Origin of the sequence: Streptomyces sp. NBC_01233 (assembly GCF_035989305.1) — a bacterium.
GTDB lineage: Bacteria > Actinomycetota > Actinomycetes > Streptomycetales > Streptomycetaceae > Streptomyces.
In genome coordinates this window covers 704,721-722,325 of the sequence record NZ_CP108514.1, presented here as the reverse complement: position 1 = coordinate 722,325, position 17,605 = coordinate 704,721, and the positions used below count along the sequence as shown (strand labels likewise).

Annotated in this window: 20 protein-coding genes; 13 read left to right on the top strand and 7 right to left on the bottom strand. The window is 71.2% G+C overall.

The window, feature by feature from the left end:
- Positions 1 to 192: 192 nt before the first annotated feature.
- The 3 genes from OG332_RS03655 (at position 193) to OG332_RS03645 (ending at position 2,617) form a co-directional block, all read left to right on the top strand.
- Positions 193 to 591 carry a hypothetical protein gene (locus OG332_RS03655; RefSeq protein ID WP_327412057.1) on the top strand — a complete coding sequence of 133 codons (399 nt, stop codon included), beginning with the start codon at positions 193 to 195 and terminating at the stop codon, positions 589 to 591.
- Between the two features lie 244 nt (positions 592 to 835).
- Positions 836 to 1,219: a hypothetical protein gene (locus tag OG332_RS03650; protein ID WP_327412056.1), complete on the top strand. Its 384-nt coding sequence runs from the start codon at positions 836 to 838 to the stop codon at positions 1,217 to 1,219.
- 327 nt (positions 1,220 to 1,546) lie between these two features.
- Positions 1,547 to 2,617, top strand: a complete 1,071-nt coding sequence (locus OG332_RS03645) for a serine hydrolase domain-containing protein (RefSeq protein WP_327412055.1) — start codon at positions 1,547 to 1,549, stop codon at positions 2,615 to 2,617.
- Positions 2,618 to 2,666: 49 nt separating this feature from the next.
- Here OG332_RS03645 and OG332_RS03640 read toward each other — a convergent pair whose 3' ends face one another.
- Complete coding sequence (locus tag OG332_RS03640; RefSeq protein WP_327412054.1) at positions 2,667 to 3,539, bottom strand: hypothetical protein; 873 nt, start codon at positions 3,537 to 3,539, stop codon at positions 2,667 to 2,669.
- Positions 3,540 to 3,797: 258 nt separating this feature from the next.
- Here OG332_RS03640 and OG332_RS03635 point away from each other — a divergent pair, with 258 nt between their 5' ends.
- On the top strand, positions 3,798 to 4,424 hold the full coding sequence (locus OG332_RS03635; protein WP_327412053.1) for a DUF4232 domain-containing protein: 627 nt from the start codon (positions 3,798 to 3,800) through the stop codon (positions 4,422 to 4,424).
- Between the two features lie 36 nt (positions 4,425 to 4,460).
- Here OG332_RS03635 and OG332_RS03630 read toward each other — a convergent pair whose 3' ends face one another.
- Complete coding sequence (locus OG332_RS03630) at positions 4,461 to 4,976, bottom strand: pyridoxamine 5'-phosphate oxidase family protein (protein ID WP_327412052.1); 516 nt, start codon at positions 4,974 to 4,976, stop codon at positions 4,461 to 4,463.
- A gap of 200 nt (positions 4,977 to 5,176) precedes the next feature.
- On the opposite strand from OG332_RS03630, the gene OG332_RS03625 reads away from it, so the two are divergent.
- The 4 genes from OG332_RS03625 to OG332_RS03610 all read left to right on the top strand — a co-directional run bounded on the left by OG332_RS03625 (position 5,177) and on the right by OG332_RS03610 (position 7,748).
- Positions 5,177 to 5,650 (top strand): VOC family protein, encoded by a 474-nt coding sequence (locus OG332_RS03625; RefSeq protein WP_327412051.1) that lies wholly within the window; start codon positions 5,177 to 5,179, stop codon positions 5,648 to 5,650.
- Between the two features lie 79 nt (positions 5,651 to 5,729).
- Complete coding sequence (locus tag OG332_RS03620; protein ID WP_442816101.1) at positions 5,730 to 6,359, top strand: DUF2199 domain-containing protein; 630 nt, start codon at positions 5,730 to 5,732, stop codon at positions 6,357 to 6,359.
- Positions 6,360 to 6,459: 100 nt separating this feature from the next.
- The gene (locus tag OG332_RS03615; RefSeq protein WP_327412050.1) at positions 6,460 to 7,194 is read left to right on the top strand and encodes a helix-turn-helix transcriptional regulator; all 735 of its coding nucleotides are present in this window, start codon (positions 6,460 to 6,462) and stop codon (positions 7,192 to 7,194) included.
- Positions 7,195 to 7,226: 32 nt separating this feature from the next.
- Complete coding sequence (locus tag OG332_RS03610; protein ID WP_327412049.1) at positions 7,227 to 7,748, top strand: DUF3291 domain-containing protein; 522 nt, start codon at positions 7,227 to 7,229, stop codon at positions 7,746 to 7,748.
- Between the two features lie 142 nt (positions 7,749 to 7,890).
- Here the strand turns inward: OG332_RS03610 and OG332_RS03605 are convergent, their stop codons facing one another.
- Positions 7,891 to 9,054, bottom strand: a complete 1,164-nt coding sequence (locus OG332_RS03605; RefSeq protein ID WP_327419097.1) for an IS701 family transposase — start codon at positions 9,052 to 9,054, stop codon at positions 7,891 to 7,893.
- A gap of 237 nt (positions 9,055 to 9,291) precedes the next feature.
- On the opposite strand from OG332_RS03605, the gene OG332_RS03600 reads away from it, so the two are divergent.
- On the top strand, positions 9,292 to 10,554 hold the full coding sequence (locus tag OG332_RS03600) for a PP2C family protein-serine/threonine phosphatase (RefSeq protein WP_327412048.1): 1,263 nt from the start codon (positions 9,292 to 9,294) through the stop codon (positions 10,552 to 10,554).
- Positions 10,555 to 10,597: 43 nt separating this feature from the next.
- On the opposite strand, the gene OG332_RS03595 is transcribed toward OG332_RS03600, so the two are convergent.
- Complete coding sequence (locus tag OG332_RS03595; protein ID WP_327412047.1) at positions 10,598 to 11,629, bottom strand: saccharopine dehydrogenase family protein; 1,032 nt, start codon at positions 11,627 to 11,629, stop codon at positions 10,598 to 10,600.
- A gap of 96 nt (positions 11,630 to 11,725) precedes the next feature.
- On the opposite strand from OG332_RS03595, the gene OG332_RS03590 reads away from it, so the two are divergent.
- Positions 11,726 to 12,694 carry a helix-turn-helix domain-containing protein gene (locus tag OG332_RS03590; RefSeq protein WP_327412046.1) on the top strand — a complete coding sequence of 323 codons (969 nt, stop codon included), beginning with the start codon at positions 11,726 to 11,728 and terminating at the stop codon, positions 12,692 to 12,694.
- A gap of 33 nt (positions 12,695 to 12,727) precedes the next feature.
- Here OG332_RS03590 and OG332_RS03585 read toward each other — a convergent pair whose 3' ends face one another.
- The gene (locus OG332_RS03585; protein ID WP_327412045.1) at positions 12,728 to 13,243 is read right to left on the bottom strand and encodes a hypothetical protein; all 516 of its coding nucleotides are present in this window, start codon (positions 13,241 to 13,243) and stop codon (positions 12,728 to 12,730) included.
- Between the two features lie 113 nt (positions 13,244 to 13,356).
- Positions 13,357 to 13,989 (bottom strand): TetR family transcriptional regulator, encoded by a 633-nt coding sequence (locus tag OG332_RS03580; RefSeq protein ID WP_327412044.1) that lies wholly within the window; start codon positions 13,987 to 13,989, stop codon positions 13,357 to 13,359.
- Positions 13,990 to 14,100: 111 nt separating this feature from the next.
- Here OG332_RS03580 and OG332_RS03575 point away from each other — a divergent pair, with 111 nt between their 5' ends.
- On the top strand, positions 14,101 to 15,084 hold the full coding sequence (locus tag OG332_RS03575) for an aldo/keto reductase (RefSeq protein ID WP_327419096.1): 984 nt from the start codon (positions 14,101 to 14,103) through the stop codon (positions 15,082 to 15,084).
- Between the two features lie 77 nt (positions 15,085 to 15,161).
- Here OG332_RS03575 and OG332_RS03570 read toward each other — a convergent pair whose 3' ends face one another.
- Complete coding sequence (locus tag OG332_RS03570) at positions 15,162 to 15,536, bottom strand: hypothetical protein (RefSeq protein ID WP_327412043.1); 375 nt, start codon at positions 15,534 to 15,536, stop codon at positions 15,162 to 15,164.
- A 79-nt stretch (positions 15,537 to 15,615) separates the two neighbouring features.
- Here OG332_RS03570 and OG332_RS03565 point away from each other — a divergent pair, with 79 nt between their 5' ends.
- Both OG332_RS03565 and OG332_RS03560 read left to right on the top strand, forming a co-directional pair.
- Positions 15,616 to 16,209 carry a TetR/AcrR family transcriptional regulator gene (locus tag OG332_RS03565; RefSeq protein ID WP_327412042.1) on the top strand — a complete coding sequence of 198 codons (594 nt, stop codon included), beginning with the start codon at positions 15,616 to 15,618 and terminating at the stop codon, positions 16,207 to 16,209.
- Positions 16,206 to 17,381, top strand: a complete 1,176-nt coding sequence (locus OG332_RS03560; RefSeq protein ID WP_327412041.1) for an alpha/beta fold hydrolase — start codon at positions 16,206 to 16,208, stop codon at positions 17,379 to 17,381. The genes OG332_RS03565 and OG332_RS03560 overlap by 4 nt, the downstream gene beginning before the upstream one ends.
- Positions 17,382 to 17,605: the final 224 nt, after the last annotated feature.

Here is a 17,605-nt window from a genome sequence, read left to right as displayed (position 1 = left end):
TCCGGCCGTGGTGTGGCCGGAATGTCGAGCCCCTGTCTCGGAAGTGGCGAGCTGGAACGCGCCACGGAGTTCCGCCACCGAAACCGATTCCCCTTTGTCAGCAAGACGGGTGCGGGTGTCAACAAGGCGTGATCGGGCCATTGGTGGGTCGACCGCTTGGCGGTGCCACGTACCCCCTGGAGAATCCTTTGCATGACAATTCTGCGTAGCACTACACGCGTCGCCGCCGTGGCTGCAGCAGCCGTCGGCATGTTCGTCTTCGCGGCATCGCCCGCGAGTGCGTTCTCGCAGTCATGGGGATCGGGTTCCTATCACGCCAGCGGGGATTTCGTGCCCTCCTCCGGCAGCATCCGGATCGGTGGCAGCGGCTGCTCGGGCGGCGCCGCCCGAAGCTTCTACACCCAGCTCGTCAAGACCAGCGGAAGCTCGAAGGTGTTCTCCAGCTACAGCTACGCGGCGGACGGGCAGTACCAGACCGACCCCCGCGGCATCGGTGTGAGCACCAGCACGTCCTACTACCTGCGGTGGTACGGCAAGAACAACAGTGGCGGCGACGCCTCCGCTCCCTGCGCGTCGGCGCACACCGCCTGACCAGGCCAGTCGGGCAGCAGGCCGCCCCCGGCCCCGGGTCGTAGCCCAGGGGCGGGGCCGGGGCCGGACGTGCTCCACGGATGCGGGAGGGAATGCAGTGACTTCGCGCGGGCGCCGCCTCGCCGGCTCGCTCTGTCTCCTGTCGGCTCTTACGGGTTGCACGGAGGCGGGTTCGGCGTACATGCCGCCCGCTGCCCGTACCGGCCCGGGGCAGACGCATGTCGCCGTGATCAGCCAGGGCGCCATGGAGGGCACCACCTGGCGCGTGGACTTCGTCTCCGTCGACGGGAAACTCTGCACACAGGCCACCGTCGGGGGAAAACCGGCGGGCAGCGGATGTGAACCCCCGGTTTCGAAGGAAATTCCGGTGAACATTGCGCTGGACGGGCTGGATCCCACGGTGCTCCTGATTTATGGAGCGGCGGATCCCGGCGTCGCTCGCCTTGTGGCACGATCCGCGTCCGGAGAATCGCAGGCCGTCGCCATCACCGCACACCAGGGAAAAGCGTTCTTCGCCTACGCGTTGAAGCCCGGGACCGCAGAGGATCTGATGGCTTTCGAAGCGGGCGGGCAACAGGTATTCTCCGCCGCCGACAAGATCCGGGAGTTCGAAACCCCGGCCGGGTGACGTGTACGGGCGCCTTGAACGCGGACCGCACCCGACTGCCGGGCGTCGAACCGCCCCCCCGCTCCTCAGGCTGAGGGCACCTGGGGGCAGCGCACCTGGGGGGTTAGCCCCACCTGGGGCCCGGCGGGTAGCAGGATCGATGCGCGCGGCCGAACGCGGGCAAGCTGGGACCGGCACATACCGCTGGTTTCCCAACGATTCCGTAGGAGTTGACGCGTGCGCGAGCAACAGGCATGGCGAAGGTCTGGTTCGTCCCGGCGACAGCGGAGGGACCATGGCCGGCGCAGAGCCGTGCCGGCCACGGTCGTCGTTGCGGCCGTAGGCGCCATGACGATGGGTGTGCTGGCGCCGCCGGCGGCGTCCGCCTCCGCCAGGCCCGACACCGTCCAGCAGGGCCTGAACGCGCTGGTGCACTCCGACGGCCTGCCCGCAGCGCTGGCGAGCGTCAAGGACCGTGAAGGCCGCACCCGTACCTACACCGCAGGGGTGGGCGACCTGGCCACCGGTTCGAAGGTGCCCAGGGACGGCCAGGTGCGGATCGGCAGCAGCACCAAGACGTTCACCGCCGTGGTCGCGCTGCAACTGGCCGGTGAAGGGAAGATCGACCTCGACGCCACGGTCGACACCTACCTTCCGGGGCTCGTCCGAGGGGAAGGTTTCGACGGGCGTCACATCACCGTCCGCCAGCTCCTCCAGCACACCAGCGGACTTCCCGAATACGAAGACCTCGTCGAGGACGACATCCTTCAGCACCGGTACTTCGAACCCCGCGACCTCCTCGACATCGCCTTCCAGCGCAAGGCCGTCTTCGTCGCCGGGAAGGACTGGGGGTACAGCAACACGAACTACGTGGTGGCGGGCCTGATCATCCAGAAGGTCACCGGCCGGCCCCTTGCCGAGGACGTGGACCGGCGCGTCATCAAGCGCATCGGGCTGCGCCACACCTACTTCCCCGCCACCGGTGACATGGCCGTCCGAGAAGCCCATCCCCGGGGGTACCACCGGGATTCGGCAGGCGCTCCACTGCGTGACGTCACGGAAATCGACCCCTCCGCTGCCTGGGCGGCAGGTCAGATGGTCTCCACCAACTCCGACGTCAACCGGTTCTACGCCGCGCTCCTGGACGGCCGCCTCCTCCCGGACGCCCAGCTCGCCCAGATGCGTACCACCGTCCCCATCGGGGACACCGGCGCCGGCTACGGACTGGGGCTCATGAGCAGGCCGCTGTCGTGCGGCGGTGTCTACTGGGGCCACGGCGGCGACATCACGGGATACGAGACCCGGGGCGGAGTCACCGAAGACGGCCGCGCCGCCAACATCGCGGTGACCAGCATCCCGACCGACGGGGCTGCCACTAAGCACCTCGAAAGCCTCGTGGACACGGCCCTCTGCCGCTGAGCCTCGCCTCCCGCGCTGCTTGGGGACCGTCCCTCGGGCCGGGGCGCGCTCACCGGGCCGGGTGGAGGGCGAGGGTCCAGGTGTGGAGGGTGCGCCGGGCGGGGTGGTCGGGGTGCCGCTCGGTGAGGGAGACCGTGACCTCGTCACCGGCGCGGTGGAGGTGGCCGTGGTAGCGCCAGGCCTCGCCGGGGTCCACGGGAAGCAGTTCGGCGAGGACGGTGTCCTCCAGCCGGCGGCCGACGGCCCGTAGCATTCCGGCGTCGAGGACCAGGATGGTGCCGTCCGCCAGGACGAGCGGCCGCGGGGCCTGCGGGTCGGTGAGCAGCGGTCCGCGTTCGATGGTGCCGCCCGGAAGCAGCCGTACCACCCGGCTGCGGGTGGGGAGGTTGCGGTCGGTCTCGACGACGCGGATGCCCGTACCGATGACGTAGTGACCGTAGCTGCGCCAGGAGTCGACGAGGGTGCCGTCGCGGTCGTACTCCCAGGTGTCGAAGGCGTCGTAGCCCTCCAGCCCGAGGAGGAAACGGCCGCCGCCCAAGGCCGCCCCGCGTTCCCCGCGCAGCTCGGTGATCAGGGTGCCGTCCGTCAGGTCGAGGAGCAGGGCGGGGCCGAGGTTGCCCCAGGCGGTGTACGCGAGGGAGTCCGTCGTGACCAGGACCCGGCCGCGGGATACGTGGGCGGCGTTGGGCTTGCCCGAACAGGGCGCGGTCCAGAGGGTGCGGCCCGAGGGGTCGATGCAGCTGATCTTCCCGGCGGTGCCGTGGACCCGGAGGCCGTCCCGCCGGGCGAGCGGCTGACCCTGGCGGTGCGATGGCTCGTGCGGCGGCGGGCCGGCCTTGCGTCGCCCCTGCTTCAGCACGGTGACGCGCCAGGCGCCGGAAGCCGCCCCTGGGGTACGGCCGTTCTCCTCGGGTCTCACCATGGACGCAGATGCTAGCCCGCGCCGCCCTCGCCGCCGAGGGCCCTTGGCCGACCGCGTCCGGCGGGTGGCGCGCCGAGTCCTTCGTGGTGGACTCGGGAAGACACCGTCACCAAGCTGTGAAGCTTCTGCGGGACGCTGGTGCTCAGCACAACCCCGGCACCACCCCTGGCACACCGGCTCACCCCCGGGACAGCCCCAGCTCGCCCCAGCTCAGCCCAGCCCGGCGCACCTTGCGCTTCTCATTGGGGGACCAACGCCATGAGCACCGTACGCAGAGCCGCAGTCGTCCTCGCCGCCGTATCCGCACTGGCCCTGACTGCCTGTGGGCCCACCGATGACGACGCGGGCGGCGGGGCCGGAGGGTCGACCGCGAGCCCGACGAAGTCCGCGACGCCGTCGGCCGAGCCGTCCGCCTCCTCCAAGCCGTCGACGACTGCGAAGCCGTCGAAGTCGTCGACCGACCCCGACTTCGACGTCTTTCCGTGCAGCACCTTCGACGTGAAGTTCACCGCGACCCTGGCGGAGCCCACGACCAGCAGCTACCTGCTGAAGATCACCAACAAGGGCACCAAGGCGTGCAGGGTGCTGGGGCATCCGGTCGTGACCTTCGGCGGCCTGGACGGCCAGGCCACCGAGCGCGGTACGGCTCCCGGCATCGAGGACGCGATCAGGCTCGACCCGGGGGAGTCGGCGTACGCCGGGCTGATGGGCGGCGCCAACGACGGCAAGGGGAAGACCGTCGCCTCGATCGAGATGACCATGAACACGGAGTCGGATCTGAAGCAGACTCCGCTCAAGGCGTCGACTCCCGGCCTGTACGTCTCGCCCGACAAGAATTCCGTGACGGCCTGGGTGGACAACGCGGAGGACGCCCTCAGCCTCTAGGCGCCCGCCCCGTCCTTCCCCGCTCGGCGCCGAACCTCAGGCGAAGCGCCAGCGGGTCTGGCTGTACGGGGCCTTGCCGAAGCCGAAGACCGTGCGCGGGGAGACCGTGAAGACCACGGCTTCCCCGGCCTCGGGGTTGACGAAGACGCCGTCGCCGACGTCGAAGTGCCATTGCGAGCCGTACTTCGTCTCCCACGCCGTGGCGAGCGCGCGCAACCGCCCGGAGTCGGTCACGCGCGTCGCCTCGCCCTCGACGACCAGGTCGAGGCCCTTGTGGAGGGAGTTGCTGCCGGTGGTGAGCACGACGTTCGGATTGGCGCGGAGGTTCTCGGCCTTGCGCTCGTGCGGACCCGTGCAGAAGTGCAGCGCGCCGTCCGCCCAGACCCCGATCAGCGGCGTGACGTGCGGGCGGGCGTCGGGTCGTACGGTCGTCAGCCAGTACAGCTCGGCCTCGGTCAGCTGCGTCACGGCCGTCGGCCACGGGACGGCCACCGCCTCCTTGTCGCTGTAACGCTCGTCCAACTGGGTGTGGGGCATGCGTGATGTGCTCATGGATGGTGTGCTCACATCGAGTTCCGGTCCGGGCAGTGCCTCCAGCCTCGACGGTGGGGGCCGGGTGCGCACGGCCGACATGCCCTTGCCCTCGGACGTCACCCGATCGGTTGCGCGGCACCCCGCGGGGTAGGTTCGGCGGGTGATCAGCCTGTGAACGCACGCCACCGCCTCGCCCCCGTCCAGTGCGGCGGAGCCCAATGCGAAGGCGGCCGTCTCCTCGTACGACCCGAGGCGGTGGCCCCCTGAACCGGCCCACTCACGGCACGTTGCACCACGTCGAGCTGTGGGTCCCTGACCTCGACCGCGCGGTCGCCTCGTTCGGCTGGCTCCTGGAGGCATTGGGGTACGCCCTCTTCCAGCACTGGGACAACGGGCGCAGCTGGCGGCTCGGGCCGACCTACCTGGTCCTCGAACAGTCCCCGGCCCTCACCGCCGACCGGCACGACCGCTGCAGGCCGGGGCTGAACCACCTGGCCTTCCACGTCGAAGACGACACGGAGGTCGACAGGCTGGCCCGTGAAGCGACCGGGCACGGCTGGCATCTGCTGTTCCCCGACCGGCATCCGCACGCGGGCGGAGCGCAGCACTATGCCGCGTACCTGGAGAACGAGGACGGCTTCGAGGTCGAACTCGTTTCGATCGACCCCGGGCGCCCGGCCACCACTCCCTGAGCGGGGCGTGCCCCAGGGCACGCCGGTGGCGCAGTGGGGGCCGACCGAGCGCGGCGAGTCGATCACTGGGCTCCACACCATGACCAGTGATCTCGGAATCACCTGCTCGTGCTGCGGCGCCCACCACCCTGACCTGCCCATGAACTGCACCGCCGAGGCCCCGGCCGTGTGGGATCCGGCCTTCGCCGACGCCGAGGACCGCCTGCTCTCGTCCGACCAGTGCGTGGTCCGTGCGCAGCACTACTTCGTCAAGGGTCTGATCGAGATACCGGTCATCGGCAGCGACGAGGTCGAGATCGGTCAGATCCGTTCCGTGGGAGGACGGGCGCCACGTGCGGACCGTGGGCCGCCGCAGCCGGTCGGTGAGCGGCGCGCGCGCCCCGGTCGTCCCCTTCGTGACCCCCTACGCCACTTCCTCGGCGACGCCGATCCCGACCTCCGGCATACGCCGACGGACGCGACGGCGGTGCTGGGCTGCTCCTGCGGCATCTGGGATTGCCGGCGCCTGTTCACCCGCATCACCCCCACCCCCCAGACGGTCACGTGGTCCGTCTTCCGCCAACCCCACCGCCCGGCCTGGGGCGATCTGGCCATGGGGCCGTACGTCTTCCCGCGCCCCGTCTACGAGGAGGCGCTCACGCACGTCGTCCACCTCGCCGAGGACCCCCTGACGGCCCTGCCTCCGTCCGGCGCGGTCAGGGGGACGTGACCACGGTTCCGGTGCCGGTTCTGGTTCCGGTTCCGGCCCCCGTGATGCGCCCCACCCGCGCCCTTCTATATCCAATCTGTGTTGTTTCTAGAATGGTCGGATGAAGGATATCGACGCGATTGCCGTGCTGCAGGATCCGGTGCGCCGCCGCCTGTACGAGTACGTGGTGGCACAGGGCCGTGAGGTCGGCCGCAACGAGGCTGCGGAGGCGGCCGGGGTGGCGCGCACGCTCGCCGCGCACCATCTGGACCGGCTGACCGAGGCCGGGCTGCTGGAGAGTGGTAGCCGCCGCCTGACGGGACGCTCGGGGCCGGGGGCGGGCCGTCCTGCCAAGGTGTACACGCGGGCGCGGGTCGAGCGGTCGGTGTCGCTGCCCGCCCGTGACTACCGCACTGCCGCCGAGTTGCTTGCCGAGGCCGCCGAGCAGGCCGGACTGGACGCCGGGCTCTGCGCTGCCGCGCGCCGCAGGGGCGAGGCCCTGCGCGGCTCGGCGGGGCCCTGTGGCGGCCTCGAAGAGGTCATGGAGATGCTTGCCGCCCGCGGCTATGAACCGCACCTGGAAGCCGTCGAGGGCGTCCAGGGTGCTGAAGGTGCTGAAGGTGCTGAAGGGGCTGACGGCGCCGAGGGGATGACCGGAGGAGCCGCACGCGTCGTCCGTATGCGCAACTGCCCCTTCCATACCGTCGCCGAACGCTTCCCGCCCCTCGTCTGCGGCATGAACCTCGCCCTGCTGGAGGGCCTGTTGGGGGCCGGCGGTCCCGTCCGCGCCCGGATGGACGCCCGGCCGGGGGAGTGCTGCGTGGTGGTCGAGGCTTCTAAAAACAATGGTGATTGACATAGAAACGGGGGTCGTGCTGGGATGAGGCCATGACCGCATCCACGCACGCCGCCCACCTCGCCCAGCTCAACGTCGCCACGCTCAGCCACCCCTTCGACGACCCGCGGATGGCGCCGTTCGTCGAGATGCTCGATCCGGTCAACGCCGCCGCCGACGCCGCGCCCGGCTTCGTGTGGCGGCTCGTGGAGGAGGGGGAGGCCGACGCCACCGGCCTGCGCCCGGCGGGCGAGGACGTCATCGTCAACCTGTCGGTGTGGGAGACCCAGGAGGCTCTGTGGGACTTCGCCTACCGCAGCGGGCACCTGGAGGTGGTGCGGCGGCGCCGCGAATGGTTCCAACGGCACGTCGAGGCGCACCTGGTGCTCTGGTGGGTCCCCGCCGGGCACGTCCCGACCGTCGGCGAGGCCCTGGAGCGGCTGGCGGATCTGCGGGCGCACGGGGCGTCCCCCCGCGCGTTCACCTTCGCCTCCGCCTACACCGCCGCCGAGGCCGCCCAGCACCCTCGGGCCGTGCGGCCGGCGCAGACCGCGGAGGTCGCCCGGACACCTTAGTACTGCAACCGCATGCGTGGGTCGTGGCCTCGGCGTTGGTAATGGCAGCGGCGGGCTCGGGCCTGGCTGCGGCGCCGGAAGCGTGACCAGTGCAGACGGTGCTCGTTGCTGTGGCAGCGGGGCGTGACGACGACGTGCCCGATCATCCGGCGGATCTCCGGGACGCTGAGGGGTATGAGGTCTTGCTCGTCATCTCCGCTGCCCCTTTTGCGGCTTCTGCGGCACGGATGGCCGTGAGGTAGGCCAGGACGGCCATGGCCAGGGTGATGTGCCGGTACCAGGCCCGGTAGAGCCGCACCTGGTAGTGATCGAGCCCGCATTCACCCTTCGCGGTCTGGAAGCACTCCTCCACCGCCCACCTGGCTCCGGCGGTCCTGACCAGGTCTTTCAGCCGGGAAGTGACGGGGCCGTAGCAGACGTAGTAGGCGATGTCGGTGGGGTCGGACAGGTTGCGGCGGGCGAGCACCCAGTGCCCGGATCCGCCCTCCCAGGCGGGCCGGATCGCGACGCGGGCCCAGTGGTAGATCCGCTGGCCGTGGGCGCCTGCTCCGGCGGAGATCCGCTTCCATGCCTGCTTCGGCAGGGCCGCGATCAGCTCGTCGACGCGGGCGTCCCGGCCGTCGGCGGTGATCACGGTGTCGTTGACCTTGGTGGCCAGCACATACGCGGCCTGGCGTTCTTCCAGCCAGGCGCGGAAGTGCTTGACCTGCCCGTATGCCTCGTCCGCGGTCACCCAGGCGAAGGGAACAGCCGCGTCGATGGCGCGTTGCAGCATCCACTTGAGGTGCTCGATCTTCGTGGCGAACGGCACGGTGTCGTCGATCCCGGCTGCCCGGCAGCGGTCGCGGTCGTCCGTCCAGGACTTCGGGACGTAGAGTTCCCGGTCGATCAGCGCCCGCCCTTTGGCGGATGCGTAGGCGAGGAAGGTGCCGATCTGGCAGTTCTCGGTGCGGCCAGCGGTGCCGGAATACTGCCGCTGGACCCCTGCTGACCTGGTGCCCTTCTTCAGGAACCCGGTGTCGTCCCCGATGAGCACGCCATCCTTGGCGCCGATGGTCTCCACGACGAAGTCCCGGACATCGTCGCGGACCGCGTTCTCGTCCCATTCGGAGTGGTTGAGCAGGCGTTGCACACCGTCCGGGCGGAGCTGGCCGACCTGCTCGGCCAGCGTCCACCCGTTCTTCTTCTCTAGCGGCGCAAGCAGGCCCGTCATGTAGTCCAGAGCCCGATCACGTGGCTCCGACCTGCCAAAACGATGCCCGAACCGGGCATGCAACCCCGCTACACCCTCGGACCACGACTCGATCTGCTCAACCGTCAGCGATTCATCACACAGTCACAACAACGAGCAACCTCACCGACCGTCACGCCACATGCGGTTGCAGTATTAGAGGGGCCCGGGATTCCACGTGCCGCTTCCGGGCGAGGCTTCCAGGCGGGCGGAGCGCCCGGCCGCCGCCCCGCCGCGGGGCCGAACGGCCCAAGGGCGGAGGTCTGCGACAGGCCCGACCTCCCTGGTCGCACCTATCGTGGGAGCAGACACATGACGGTAGGGACGCGCGCGGACAGGTGGATCGTGAACGGATCCGGGATCGACTACGAGGCGGTCTTCCAAGCCCTGCCGGGCGCCGTCGCGCTGCTGACCCCCGATCTGGTCTACGTGGACGCCAACGACGCGTTCCTGATCGTGTCCGGCCGTACCCGCGAGCAGCTCATCGGCCGCTACCTGTTCGATGTCTTCCCCGACAACCCCAGTGATCCGGACGCCAGCGGCATGCGGAACCTGCGCGCCTCTCTGGAAAGGGTCGCGGCGACCGGGGAGCGGGACACCATGGCCCTGCAGCGCTACGACGTGGAGCACCGCGGTCGGCCCGGGGTGTGGGACGAGCGGTACTGGAGCCCCGTCAACGTCCCCGTCCTCGCTCCCGACGGCAGCGTGGCGCTGCTGCTCCACCGCGTGGAGGAGGTCACCGAACTCATCCGGGCCCGCGGTGGCACCCGTACGGGTACGGACCGTGCCCAGGAGCTGGAAGCGGATCTCTACACCCGCGGCCGGGAGCTGCAGGAGGTCAACGCACGCCTGCGGCAGGCCCACGCCCGCGAGCGCGAGGTGGCCCTCCACCTCCAGGAGGCGATGCTGCCCGCGCCCCAGCCCCTCGGACACCACGAGGCCGCCGTCCGCTACCGGCCCGCCACCGAGGCCTTGAACGTGTGCGGCGACTGGTACGACCTCGTCGACATGCCCGGCCGCACCGCGGTCGCCGTGGGGGACGTCGTCGGCCACGGGCTCCGGGCGGCCGGCGTCATGGGCCAGCTCCGCAGCGCCCTGTCGGCCGCCTCCCGCGTCGTCGGCGGTCCCGCCCAGGCCCTCGAAGTCCTCGGGCTGTACGCCCGAGCCGTCGAAGACGCCGAATCCACCACGGTGGTGTCGGTCTTCATCGACTGGAGCGACCGCACCCTCACCTACAGCAGCGCCGGTCACCCCCCGCCCGCACTCTGCCGCCCCGACGGCACGGTCAGCTTTCTCGACCAGGCGACCGACCCCCCGCTCGGCGCCCGGCCCGAACACACGCGCCGCCCCCAGGCCCGGACCCCCTTCACCGACGGATCCGTCCTCGTCCTCTACACCGACGGCCTCATCGAACGCCGCCGCGAGGACATCGACGTCGGCCTCCAACGGCTCGCCGACGCGCTCGCACGACACCGCGCCGCCGACCCCGACGCCCTCGCCTACGCGCTGCTGACCGACCTCGTCCCGCCCGTCGGCGTCACCGACGACGCGGCCCTGGTCGTCCTCCGCCTGTGACGGCCGGGCCCCACCCCGCGCACCGGCGCGACGCCCCCGCCGGTCAGCGCGGGAGCTCGACCGACACGTACGGGGACAGCGCCCGGAGGAAGTCCGCAGCGTCGAACATCGCGCCGGCCGAGGCCACGCCCGCCGTTCGTGTGTGCCCGGCCAGGATGCGCTCGACGGCCTCCACCGCCAGCGGTGCGGTGACCGCGTAGATGTCCTGGCCGCGGGCCGAGGCGCGACGCTCGACGCCGCCCGCGCACACCACGACGTCGACGACGAAGGTCTGGTTCGACCGCCCGAGGGCGTCGACCGGCTCCGGCGCGGGCGTGTCCTCCCCGGCGAGGTCCTTCGCGGCTTCGACCGTCATGTACGTGCGCACCTCCGGTACGGACACGTGGCTGGGAACGGTGACGACATCGGCCATCGTGAACTCCGCGATCACCGCCCGTCGGCCCACGGGCTCCGGGAAGAGCCAGTCCTGCTCCCACGGCTTGTCGTCGTGGTACTGCAGTGCACCCTCCGCGAACCGCACCCGGCGGCCGGCGCGACGCTCGTGGGACACCCGGCCCGCCACCCGGGTGCCGGGCGTGGGGTGCCAGCCGTTCAGCCCGTACGCGACGTGCACCTCGTCCGCGGCGGTCCATTCCCCCATCGCCGCGGTCACCAACAGGTCGCCGAGCCCACCGTAGAACGCCATCGCCGGCACCACGGGCACGTCCGCCTTCCGGGCTGCTTCCGCGTGGTCGGCGAACATCGAGACGTTCGCCTCGATCTCCGCCGCGACGTCGACGTACGGGATCCCCGCGCGCAGGGCCGCTTCCACGACCGGGCCCGCGGTCAGCGCGAAAGGTCCCGCGCAGTTGACGACGGCCGCCGCGCCGGCGAGGGCCCGGTCCAGCGAGCTCGCGTCGTCCACGGTGGCCGGCCGCACCTCCACGTCTCCCCACTCGGCGGCCAGCGCCTCCAACCGGTCCGCGTCACGGCCGGAGATGACGGTGGCGAAGCCACGCCTTCGTAGTTCGGCGACGACGAACCGCCCCGTGTGCCCGGTCGCCCCGTAAACCACCACTGCCGCTGTCGTGCTCATCGTTCCCCGCTCTCGATGTCCTGGTGGATTCAGTCTCGGTGCGGGCGGCGTCCGACGGTGATGGTCTGGAACGACAACATGCGTACACTTTCGGACATGCCCACTGTCGCACTGCTGGCCGCCGGTCACCTGCTGCACTTCGAACTGGCGGTGGCCTACGAGATCTTCGGCAACCCCCCGCGCGAGGCCACGGAGGGCTGGTACGACGTACTGCTCTGCGGGCCCGGGCCGGTGCAGGTCGGCCCTTTCATGGTCGAGCCCGACCACGGGTTGGAGCGCGTGGCCGGCGCCGACACGGTGATCGTGCCCGCGTGCGCCGACATCGACGATCCGCCGCCGGCGGAGCTGATCGAGGCCGTGCGCGCGGCCCACGCGGCGGGGGCCCGGGTCGCCTCCTTGTGCACCGGAGCGTTCGTACTCGGCGCCGCGGGCCTGCTGGACGGGCGGCGGGCCACCACCCACTGGGCTCATGCCGCGGAGTTGAGCGCACGTCATCCGCTGGCCGTCGTCGACCCGGACGTCCTGTACACGGACAACGGAAGCGTCCTCACGGCTGCGGGCAAGGCCGCCGCCGTGGACCTCTGCCTCCACCTGATCCACCTCGACCACGGCGCCAACATCGCCAACTCCGTCGCCCGGCGCCTGGTCATGCCGCCCCATCGGCCGGGCGGTCAGGCCCAGTTCGTGGCCACGCCGGTGCAGGCCGGGGGCGACCACGTGCTCGCCCACCTGCTCGCCTGGGTCCAACAGCGACTGGACCAGCCGCTGACGGTGACCGACATGGCGCGCAAGGCGAACACGAGCCCGCGCAATCTCGGCAGGCAGTTCCGGTCGGTGATCGGCCAGACGCCGCTCCAGTGGCTCCTGACCCAGCGCGTACGCCGAGCCCAGGAACTTCTGGAGGCCACCGACGAGACCATCGAGGCGGTGGCCCTCGCCACCGGCATGGGGACCGCCACGACACTGCGGCGCCAGTTCAAACGGATCGTCGGGGTCCCGCCGGACAGCTACCGCCGCTCGTTCCGCAGCGCGGCTCCCGGGGCCCGGCCGATGCCGTTGCGGTGAGGCGGGGGAGTCGACCCGGCGTCACTTCGTCCGTCAGATCCCGCCGCTGCCGATGGGGTCCGCGATGGTGACGTCCGGTCCGTGCTCCTCCTGCATCCGTTCGGACCACGCGGCCGTCTGCGTACCGGCGCGGGTGGCCGTCCCCGGCGAGACGCCCGGCCGGAAGCTTCCCGGGAGCGACCTGCCCTCCGATGCGTGGGGGAGGAGGTCCAGCGGCGCCGGGCCGTCGGCCGCGTACACGACGCGGTCGGCCGAGACCGCCACCGGGAAGAGGCCCGCTGCCCGCGCCAGGCCGAGCATCTTGCGGTGCGTGGTGACCCGGGCGGTCGCGGCGACGCCGGCGCGGATGTCGGGTCGCGAGGTCGGGCGTCGCGGGGCCGACCACGGTCGCCGAAGGCGCCCTGCCTCGGGCCGGCCTTCACCGAGCTCGGCGAGGCCGCCCTCGGCGGTGGCCGCGATGGCATCGAGCACTCCGGCCGGCCCGGGACCTCCCTGCCGGTGAAGGGCCGTGGCGTCCAGGAGCTCCTGGACGCCGAGACCTGCGCTCACGCCGAGGTCGGCCGTGGTCGCCAGGTGGCCGTCGCGTATCCGCTCGTACCAGGGGTCCAGGCAGGCGCCGCCGCCCGCCGGGCGCCCCCCACTTCACCCGGCCCTGCCGGACTTCAACTCCCCTCCCCGTACGGTGCGGTGATCCGGCGTACGGCCTCCACCACCGCCGTCCGGTGGCGGGCGAGCTGCTCGGGCGCCCAGCCGCTACCCGTCTCGCCGGCCGCCGCACCGACGGCGCCCGTGCCGTCCGCCGCGGTACTGCGCACCGCCGGACCGCCGAACGCGCCGAACCATGCCTGCGACATGGCCACCACCAGCGTCAGCACGTCGGCGGCGTCCAATCCGGCGTCGATCCGGCCCGCATCCTGCGCCCGCCGCACGGCTGCGATCTTGCCCTGGTAGGACGCCGCCTCGGTGTCCGTGCTCCCCGGACGTTCCAGCTGCTTCCACAGCACCAGACGCATCAGCGACGGCCGCTCGACGAGGTGGTCGAAGACGGCGCCCGCGTAACCGGGCAGGTCGTCGACGTCGAAGGGCACCGACTCCGAGCCCGTCTCCAGCGCCCGCTGGAGCACGGCGTCGAAGAGCTGCTCCTTGTTGCCGTAGTAGACGTAGATGAGCCGCTTGTTCGCCTGCGCGGCCTCGGCGATGCGGTCGACCCGCGCGCCGGCGATGCCGTACGTCGCGAACTCGGAGAAGGCCGCGTCGAGCAGCCGTGCCTTGGTCGCGCTGGAATCCCTTGCCATGGGCCGCAGCCTAGCAAGTAACTATCTGGTTATTGACATCCAGTGCGCGTGCGGTGCATGCTCTACCTATCCAGTTAGTTACTTATGAGGGAGACCGCGATGGACACTGCGATGGAGATCCGCGCCCTGGGCGGCCAGGGACTCGAGGTCGGCGCCGAGGGGCTCGGCCTGATGGGCATGAGCGCCCACTACGGAGCCACGGACGAGACAGAGTCGCTGGCCACGATCGACCGGGCCCTGGAGCTCGGCGTCACCCTGCTCGACACTGCCGAGGGCTACGGCCCCTTCCGCAACGAGCAGCTCCTCGGCAAGGCCCTCACCGGCCGGCGCGAAGCCGCCGTGATCGCCACGAAGACCGGCATCGAGTTCAGCGACGAGGGAGCCTTCCTCGGTCACAACGCGACCCCCGAGTACATTCGCCGCTCGGCCGACCGTTCCCTGCGCCACCTGGGCACGGACCGCATCGACCTCTACTACCTGCACCGCATCGACCCGAACGTGCCCGTCGAGGAGAGCGTGGGGGCCCTGGCCGAGCTCGTGGCCGCCGGCAAGGTCCGCCACATCGGCCTGTGCGAGGCCGCGCCCGCCACCATCGCCCGCGCGCACGCCGTCCACCCGCTGGCCGCCGTGCAGACCGAGTACAGCCTCTTCGAGCGCGGCATCGAGTACGACGGCGTCCTCGACACCCTGCGCGAGCTCGGCATCGGGCTCGTCGCGTACTCCCCGCTCGGCCGGGGGTTCCTCTCCGGCGCGATCACCAGCCCGGACGACTTCGCCGCCGACGACTTCCGCCGCACCGACCCCCGTTTCCAGGGCCGGAACTTCGACCGCAACCTGGCCGTCGTCGACCAGGTGCGCCGTCTCGCCGCAGAGAAGGGCGTCACGCCTTCGCAGCTCGCGCTGGCCTGGACCCTGCGCCAGGGTGCGGTGCCCATCCCGGGCACCAAGCGCCGCCGCTACCTCGAGGAGAACATCGCCGCCACCGCGGTGACGCTCACCGACGCGGACCTGGCCGCCATCGACGCCGTGGCCCCCCACGGCGTGGCCTCGGGCGACCGCTACGCCCCGGAGCTGATGCAGTCACTGAACGGCTGAACCACTGAACGGCCAACCGGCCAACCGGCCACCGGCCTACGGGCCCGGGGCGGTGTCTCGGCGCGCGACGGGATGTATCAGCCGCCGGTCGGTTGCCGGCCCGGGCCGAGGAAGCGCGTGACGGCCGAGTCCAGGAGGTCGCCGAACTCCTCGCGGCCGACGACCCGCGGGCCTTCGGTCACGACCTCGTCCGCGGTCAGCGCATCGACGTCGGCCCAGCCGCCGCGGTACAGGACGATCTGCAGTTCGCTCCACGCGTCGGCGCCCAGGATGCGCAGGCCGACCGAGTCCGGGTCGGCGACGAGGGTGCGATTGGTCTCCAGTCGCTGAGGCCAGGGAGCCTGTCCGTCCCGCCAGGTGAGCGGCCCGGGGCTGTGGCCGGACGTGGTCCAGGTGGGGAGGCGTGCGGTGATCTCGGCCGCGGCCTGATCGAGGTCGATGACGTGGTCCATGGAGCGATCTTCTCTGCCTCCGCTGTCTATGTATATTAGATTTATGCCTAGAGGCCCTAGGCATGGAGGGAGGGGGCGCATGGCAGCGCGCGTGGGACTGACGGCCGACCGGGTCACCCGGGCCGCAGCCGATCTCGCCGACGAGGTGGGCTTCGACAACGTCACCGTGTCCGCGCTCGCGCGGAGCTTCGGCGTGAAGGACGCGAGCCTGTACTCGCACGTCAAGAACGTCCAGGACCTGCGCGCCCGAGTGGCCGTGCTCGCCGCCGGCGAGATGGCCGACCGCATCGGCACGGCCGTCGCGGGACGCTCCGGGAAGGACGCGCTCGCCGCGTTCGCCGACGCGTACCGGGACTTCGCACTGCAGCACCCCGGGCGCTACGCGGCCACCCAGATCCAGCTGGACCCGGAGCGGGTCGCCGCCTCCCCGGGACACCTGCGCAGCATCGAGCTGACGTACGGGATGCTGCGCGCCTACGGCCTCGGCGAACCCGACGTGACCGACGCGGTCCGGCTCCTGCGCAGCACCTTCCACGGCTACAGCAGCCTCGAAGCCACCGGCGGATTCGGGCACTTCAGGGACACCGGCGCTTCCTGGAGGCGGACGGTAGACGCCCTTCACGTGACCCTCACGCACTGGCCGTCGACGGATGAAGAGGACAAGAAGTCATGAGAACGGCAACGTTGCAGGTCCCCGGAGCCGCCCTCCACCACGAGATACACGGCAGTGGGCCCGTGCTGCTCCTGCTCCCGGGCGGCGGAGGGGACGCCGCCGTCTTCGACGGAATCGCCGACGTCCTCGCCGAGCGGTACACGGTCGTCACCCTCGACCCGCGCGGCTACTCCCGTAGCAGACTCACCACTTCCGGCCCCGTGGACCAGCGGGTCGACGTGCAGAGCGAGGACGCCTACCGCCTGCTCGCCCACGTCCTGCCGGCCGGCGAGGAGGCGTACGTCTACGGCAGCAGCTCGGGCGCGATCGTCGCCCTCGACCTGCTCGCCCGCCACCCCGAACGGCTGCGCATGGTCGTCGCGGACCAGCCGCCGTGCGCCCGGCTGCTGCCGGACGCCGAGGAGCAGGCGTTCTTCGACCGGGAGACCGAAGGGGAAGAGGTCCAACGGCCGGGCGACGACGAGTTCTGGGCGCGACTGCGCTACGCTGTCGTCTCGTGCCAAGCGGGACTCCTGGAGGAGCAGCCCGTCGAAGGCGTCTCCCGCTTCCACCGCCTCACCCACGAGAACCTTGACGCGGTGCGCGCCGGACTCGCTCCCCGCGCCCGGTTGTCCGTGTGGCGGGACCTGTCCTGCGACATCGACGCCGTCCTGGGCGCTTTCCCGGTCGACGGCCTCATCGAAGGCGTCTGGCAGGACGAGGAGGGCCGGATCCACAGCGCCGTCGTCGACGAGGAGGAGTTCCCGGAGCTGGCCGCCCGGATCTCCCGTTCGGGTGCGGCAGCGCTCCTGCCCATGTACGCCGACGAACGCGTGCCCTTGTTCACCGCCGTCATGCCCGACGGCGACGGAGTGGTACGGGCCCGCTGGCGGACCGAGCCCACACCGAGCGACCGCAACTGGGCCTTCCTCAAGACCCGGGCCCTTCGACGAGGCCAGGTCGTCACCGGCACCATCACCCACATCGCCGACTTCTGCGTCACGTTCGTGGACATCGGCGGCTTCACAGCGATGATCAACATCCCCGAACTGTCATGGCACCCCATCGGCCACCCCTCGGAGGTCGTCTCCGTCGGCCAGGAGATCACCGCGGAGATCCTCGACGTCGACCCGGTCCGCGAACGCGTGTCACTGTCCCTCAAAGCCCTGCAAGAAGATCCACGACGACCGTGACCAGCGCGTCGTAGGGTCTTGATGCGCCGGGGGAGTCGAGCGCCGCAGCCCAGCAGGGTGGAAGGATGCCGATGCCGATGCCGTGGCCAACGTCGCAGCCGGTCCGCTCATGACGGAGTGGAGAGCGAACGCCGCCTTGCGGGCGGTGTGGAAGGGCCGTTCGCGATTCCCGCGGAGCGGGACCAGCCGTCGTGGCCGAGGTCTTTCGTCACGCTCAGCAAGGC